Raw genomic sequence first — 5,500 nt, 5'->3', positions numbered from 1 at the left:
GGCCGCCCGCCACACCCTGGCCAGCGCGTCGGTGTCCTCCTCGGTGAAGAAGTTGCCCATGACCCGCAGCGCGAGCTTCATGAGCCCCCGCGACCGCATTCCCACCGGCCCCAGCGTCGGCACGAACCCGGGCACGGTCAGCAGCCCGGCGAGCCGGCGCGCGGCCGAGAACGCCGGCCCGTAGCTGCTACGCAGCAGCCCCGTCCAGGCCTCGGTCAGGTCGCCGCCGCGCGACGACGCCAGCACCTCGGCCGCCAGCCGGCCAGTCTCCAGCCCGTAGTCGATGCCCTCGCCGTTGAGCGGGTTCACGCACCCGGCGGCGTCCCCCACCAGCACCCAGTTGGGCCCGGCCACGTTCGACACCGCCCCGCCCATGGGCAGCAGCGCCGACCAGGGTGCGCGCATCTCGCCGTCCAGCTGCCAGTCGTCGCGACGCTCGGAGGCGTACTGCGCCAGCAGCCGGCGCAGGTTCACGTCCGCGGGGTGCCGGTCGGTGGCCAGCGTGCCCACCCCGATGTTGACCTGCCCCTCCCCGAGCGGGAACACCCAGCCATAGCCGGAGAGCACCTCGTTCTGCTCACCGCGCAGCTCCAGGTGCGAGGAGATCCACGGGTCGTCGGCCCGCCCGCTGCTGGCGTAGCCGCGGGCGGCCACGCCGTACGCCGTGTCCTGGTGCCACTCCCGGCCGAGCAGCCGGCCGAGCTGCGAGCGGGCGCCGTCGGCCACCACCAGCCTGCGGCAGCTCACCGGGTAGGTGCCCGAGCCGTCGCGGAAGACCACCTGCTCGACCCGTCCCCCGGCCATGGTCACGTCGACGGCCCGCGCGTTCTCCAGCAGCCGGGCGCCGCTACCGGTGGCCACCCCGAGCACCCGCGCGTCCAGCTCGAGCCGCGGGGCGGCCGCGCCGTACCGGGGCAGGCTGCCACCCGGCCACGGCAGGTACAGCGACTGCCCGAACCCGTCCGCCCGCAGCCCCCAGCTGCGGACCCGGCCGTCCAGCCAGCCGTCCAGTCCGAGCGCCCCCAGCTCGGCGATCGCCCGGGGGGTGAGCCCGTCGCCGCAGGGCTTGTCCCGCGGGAAGGTGGCCGCGTCGGCGAGCAGCACGTCGATGCCGGAGCGCGCCAGCCAGGCGGCCGCCGCGGACCCCGAAGGTCCGGCGCCGACCACGAGCACGTCGCAGGACAGCGTCTCCTCGCGGGTCACCGTCCTATGGTCTCGCGACCCGCCGACCGTCGCGCGGGGAGGTCCGGCAGCCAGCGAGCAGGGTGCAGGCCGGGAGGGACGAGGGAGGTCCCGTGGTGCGCACGCTCAGCCAGCGCGTCCTCAACGCCGTCCAACGCCCGGAGGTCCACGCCGAGGTGGTGATCAGCTCGCACGGCGCCCCGGTGGTGCTGTCGGTATGACGGGCCGAGCCCGGCTCCCCCGCCGTGACGTTCCTGCCCGGCGCCAGGACCCACCCACTGCTGTACGAGGAGTTCTGCGACGCGTTGGCCCGCGCCGGCTTCACCGTCGTCGGGCTGCACGGCCAGGGCCACGGCAAGAGCCCACGGGTGCGGCGTCCGCTCACCCTTGGCGCGCTCGTGACCAACGCCAGGGACGCCGTGGGGTGGGCGCGGCGCGAGGTGAGCGACCGGGTGGTGGCGTGCGGCTCCAGCCAGGGCGGCGTGCTGGCGATGGCCGTGGCCACCGTCGAGCCGCAGCTCACGGCGGTGGTCGCCCACAACATCCTGGACCCACGGCTGCCGGACTCGCTGCTCGTCACCCCGGTACCCGGCACGCCTGCGGCCGGCCTTCCCCGCGCTGCGGGCCGCGCTCCGGATGGGCGGCCGGGTCGCCCCGGAGTTGCCGGTCCCGTTCGGCGCCTGCCTGGAGATGGGCCGGGTCACCCGAGATCCGGCGATCGCCGACTACTTCTGGACCGACCCCTGCGCGACGGGTCGATCCGCTGCCCCGTCCTGGTCGTTGCCGGGCGGGGCGACCCGCTGTCCCCGCTGGGCTACACCCGTCAGGTGTTCGACGAGATCGTGGCCCCGGCCAAGGAGCTGCTCGTCGTGGAGACCGACGTCCACCTGCTGTTCGTCGAGGCGCTGGAGGCGACCCTGCCCCCGCTGCTGCAGCGGCTGCGAGCCCTCACGGCGCCGGTCAGCCGGCCGACTTCTCCCGCACCTGGCGCTTGATCCGGGCGAGCATCGCGGCCATCCCGCGCAGCCGCAGCGCGCTCACCGCCTCGGCCAGACCGAGCCGGACGTAGAAGTCGTCCGGCACGGCCAGCACGGCGTCGGCCGGCTCGCCGTCCAGCCCCTCGCGCAGGATCCCGGCGAAGCCCCGCGTCGTGGGGGCCTCCGGCGGCGCCGAGAAGAACAGGTGCACCGTGCGGTCCAGATCCACCTCGACGGCGAGGAACAGCGGCGACTGGCACTCCGGCACCGGCTCCAGCAGGTCCGGGTGCTCGGCGTACCGCGGCGGCAGCGGCGGCAGGTCGCGGGACAGCTCGAGCAGCAGCTGCACCCGGTCCTGCGGGCCGACCGCCGCGAAGTCCTCGACCACCTCCTCCAGCGCCTGCGGCAGCGCCGGCCCGCTCATGCGCCGGGCCCCTGCTTGACCGGGACCCGGACGGCGTTGCCCCACTCGGTCCACGAGCCGTCGTAGTTGCGCACGTGCGGGTAGCCCAACAGGTGGGTGAGCACGAACCAGGTGTGCGAGGAGCGCTCGCCGATGCGGCAGTACGCAACGATGTCGTCGTCCTGGGTCAGCCCGACCTCGTCGCGGTAGATCGACTCGAGCTCGGGCCGGGGCCGGAAGGTGCCGTCCTCGGCCGCCGCCCGGGCCCACGGCACGCTCTTCGCCCCCGGGATGTGGCCGCCGCGCAGCGCGCCCTCCTGCGGGTAGTCCGGCATGTGCAGCCGCTCGCCGGTGTACTCCTCCGGCGAGCGGACGTCGATCAGCGGTTTGCTCAGGTTGGCCAGCACGTCGTCGCGGTAGGCCCGGATCGGGGCGTCCACCCGCTGCACCACCGGGTAGTCGGACCGCTCCCGGACGATGGGGTCGGTCGTCATGGGCCGCCCCTCGGCGGCCCACTTGGCCCGGCCGCCGTCCAGCAGCCGGACGTCGTCGTGGCCGAACAGGCTGAACACCCACAGGGCGTAGGCCGCCCACCAGTTGCTCTTGTCGCCGTAGACGACCACGGTGGTGTCCCGACTGATCCCCTTGCGGGCCATCAGGTCGGCGAACGCGGCGCTGTCCACGTAATCGCGGGTGACCGGGTCGTTGAGGTCCAGGTGCCAGTCCACCTTGACCGCGCCGGGGATGTGGCCGGTGTCGTAGAGCAGCACGTCCTCGTCGGACTCCACGACCACGAGCCCGGGGTCGCCGAGGTGCGCGGCCAACCAGTCGGTGGTGACCAGCCGCTCGGGGTGCGCGTACTGGGCGATCTTGGGGTCGTCGTCGAGCGGGATCTGAGTGGGGGTCATGGGGTCCTCGTTCTCGCGGTGGAGGGTGGGTGGCAGGGTCAGAACCCGGCAACGGGGTGCGGGGCGTAGGGCCGCTCGAGCGCGGCGATCTCGTCGTCGGTCAGCCGCAGGTCGAGAGCGGCGACGGCATCGGTCAGGTGATGCGGCCCGGTCGCGCCGATGATCGGCGCGGTGATGGTCGGCTGCTGGGCCACCCAGGCCAGTGCCACCTGCGCCCGCGGAACGCCACGCGCCTCGGCGACCCGGGCGACGGCGTCCGCGATCGCCCAGTCCCCCGCCTGGTAGAGGGTCTGGCCGAACACGTCGGTGCGGGTCCGCTCGGTCTCCTCGTCCCAGGGCCGGGCCAGCCGGCCGCGGGCCAGCGGGCTCCACGGCAGCACGCCGACGCCCTGGTCAGCGCACAGCGGGAGCATCTCCCGCTCCTCCTCGCGGTTGAGCAGGTTGTAGTGGTCCTGCATGGAGACGAACCGGGTCCAGCCGTGCTGGTCGGCGAGGAACAGCGCCTTGGCGAACTGCCAGGCCCACATGGACGACGCCCCGATGTAGCGCGCCTTGCCCGCCTTGACGACGTCGTGCAGCGTCTCGAGGGTCTCCTCGAGCGGGGTCGCCGGGTCGAACCGGTGAATCTGGTACAGGTCCACGTAGTCGGTGCCGAGCCGGCGGAGGCTGTCGTCGATCGCCGTCATGATGTGACCGCGGGACAGCCCGGCGCCGTTGGGGCCCGGCCGCATCCGACCGTGCACCTTGGTGGCGATGACCACCTCGTCCCGCCTGGCGTAGTCGGCGAGCGCACGGCCGACGATCTCCTCGCTGGTGCCGTCTGAGTAGACGTTGGCCGTGTCGAAGAAGTTGATGCCGAGGTCCAGGGCCTGCTTGATGATCGGGCGGCTGTCCGCCTCAGGCAGCGTCCAGGAGTGGTTGCCCCGCTCCGGGTCGCCGAAGCTCATGCAGCCGACGCACAGCCGTGAGACCTCCAGCCCCGTCCGGCCCAGATTGACGTACTCCACGTCGCCGTCCTCCCTGTCGTCGTCGGCGGCACACCCCGAGTGCACCGCTGCGGCCCCAGTCTCAGCATCGCCGATCCGGGCGGCGACGGCACGGCCAGGTTACGGTGGCGCGATGAGTGCTCTTGACGACCTGCGCGCGGCCGGCGATGCGTTCGCCCAGCGGTTGGCCGGCGTGACCGACGACCAGTGGGACCTGTCGACCCCGTGCACCGAGTGGTCGGTGCACGACCTGTTCGCCCACGTAGCGGGTGGCAACCGGTTCGCCGTCGCGCTGCTGGCCGGCGCGTCCACTCGTGAGGCTCGGGCGGTCGCCCGGTCGCTGGACCGCACCGAGGACGCTCAGTCGGTGTTCCGCCGGACCGCCGACGAGCAGCTGGCCGCGTTCAGCGAGCCGGGCGCGTTCGAGCGCACCTGCCACCACCCGGTCGGCGACATCCCGGGGGCGCACTTCATCGGGCTGCGGACCGGTGACCTGATCGTGCACGCCTGGGACCTCGCCACAGCGGTGGGTGGCGAGCAAGACCTGGGCGACGACCTCGTGCAGCTGGGGCTGCGGATCTACCGGCCGATGGCGGGGCGACTGGGGCAGACCGGGATCTTCGGCGTCGGCGCCACTCAGGACCCGGCCGGACTCACGCCGCAGCAGCGACTCCTGGACATCGTCGGCCGCACCGCCTGAGCGCGAGTCGGCTCAGGCGTCCAGGTCGAGCTCGCGGACCGAGACCGACAGCGGCCCGGACGGGCTGGGCCGCTGCCGCACGTCCACCTCCCGGTAGCCGAGGGACGCCCAGAACTCCGACGCCGCGTCGTTCCTCTCGTCGACGCCGATCCGCAGCCTTGTCTGACCCTGATCTTTCGTCCAAGGCGTTGCGGCCGTGAAATGGGGGGCGTGGGCGGGTGTGCGGACCGCGGACGATGCGGAGCCGGCGTCGCCGCGGTCACTGATCTTTTCGCTGGCTCCGACGTGCCGGTTTTGGAGTCTGTCGGGCTGGCTTCTTGGAGCTTTGCGGCGCGTTGAGTGAT

7 protein-coding genes are annotated in these 5,500 nt (G+C 73.3%); 2 read left to right on the top strand and 5 right to left on the bottom strand.

The annotated features are described in order from the left end of the window. Nucleotides 1-1,203, bottom strand: a 1,203-nt coding sequence (locus VIM19_16535) for a geranylgeranyl reductase family protein (protein HEY5186462.1), incomplete at its 3' end; no start/stop codon positions are given. 224 nt (nucleotides 1,204-1,427) lie between these two features. Here VIM19_16535 and VIM19_16530 point away from each other — a divergent pair. Beyond that, nucleotides 1,428-2,177: an alpha/beta hydrolase gene (locus VIM19_16530; GenBank protein HEY5186461.1), complete on the top strand. Its 750-nt coding sequence runs from the start codon at nucleotides 1,428-1,430 to the stop codon at nucleotides 2,175-2,177. Here VIM19_16530 and VIM19_16525 read toward each other — a convergent pair. The 3 genes from VIM19_16525 to VIM19_16515 are packed head-to-tail and all read right to left on the bottom strand — an operon-like array spanning nucleotide 2,143 to nucleotide 4,477. Beyond that, nucleotides 2,143-2,583 carry a SufE family protein gene (locus VIM19_16525; GenBank protein HEY5186460.1) on the bottom strand — a complete coding sequence of 147 codons (441 nt, stop codon included), beginning with the start codon at nucleotides 2,581-2,583 and terminating at the stop codon, nucleotides 2,143-2,145. The genes VIM19_16530 and VIM19_16525 overlap by 35 nt on opposite strands. After that, entirely contained in the window at nucleotides 2,580-3,470 is an 891-nt protein-coding gene (locus VIM19_16520; GenBank protein HEY5186459.1) for a sulfurtransferase, read from the bottom strand. Before VIM19_16520 ends, VIM19_16525 begins: the two co-directional genes overlap by 4 nt. 38 nt (nucleotides 3,471-3,508) lie before the next feature. Continuing rightward, on the bottom strand, nucleotides 3,509-4,477 hold the full coding sequence (locus VIM19_16515) for an aldo/keto reductase (GenBank protein HEY5186458.1): 969 nt from the start codon (nucleotides 4,475-4,477) through the stop codon (nucleotides 3,509-3,511). 112 nt (nucleotides 4,478-4,589) lie between these two features. On the opposite strand from VIM19_16515, the gene VIM19_16510 reads away from it, so the two are divergent. Beyond that, a complete protein-coding gene (locus VIM19_16510) occupies nucleotides 4,590-5,156 on the top strand; it encodes a TIGR03086 family metal-binding protein (protein HEY5186457.1) in 567 nt (188 codons plus the stop codon). A 12-nt stretch (nucleotides 5,157-5,168) separates the two neighbouring features. Here the strand turns inward: VIM19_16510 and VIM19_16505 are convergent. Continuing rightward, the coding region (locus VIM19_16505) for a hypothetical protein (protein ID HEY5186456.1) at nucleotides 5,169-5,500 on the bottom strand (332 nt) is incomplete at its 5' end.

It is taken from the genome of Actinomycetes bacterium (assembly GCA_036510875.1).
Classification (GTDB): Bacteria; Actinomycetota; Actinomycetes; order Prado026; family Prado026; genus DATCDE01.
This window is presented reverse-complemented; position numbering and strand designations above follow the sequence as displayed.

Bases quoted from the DNA above. Each gene is read 5' to 3' on its own strand.
- VIM19_16520 (HEY5186459.1), bottom strand. From the start codon at position 3,470: ATGACCCCCACTCAGATCCCGCTCGACGACGACCCCAAGATCGCCCAG.
- VIM19_16525 (HEY5186460.1), bottom strand. From the start codon at position 2,583: ATGAGCGGGCCGGCGCTGCCGCAGGCGCTGGAGGAGGTGGTCGAGGAC.
- VIM19_16510 (HEY5186457.1), top strand. From the start codon at position 4,590: ATGAGTGCTCTTGACGACCTGCGCGCGGCCGGCGATGCGTTCGCCCAG.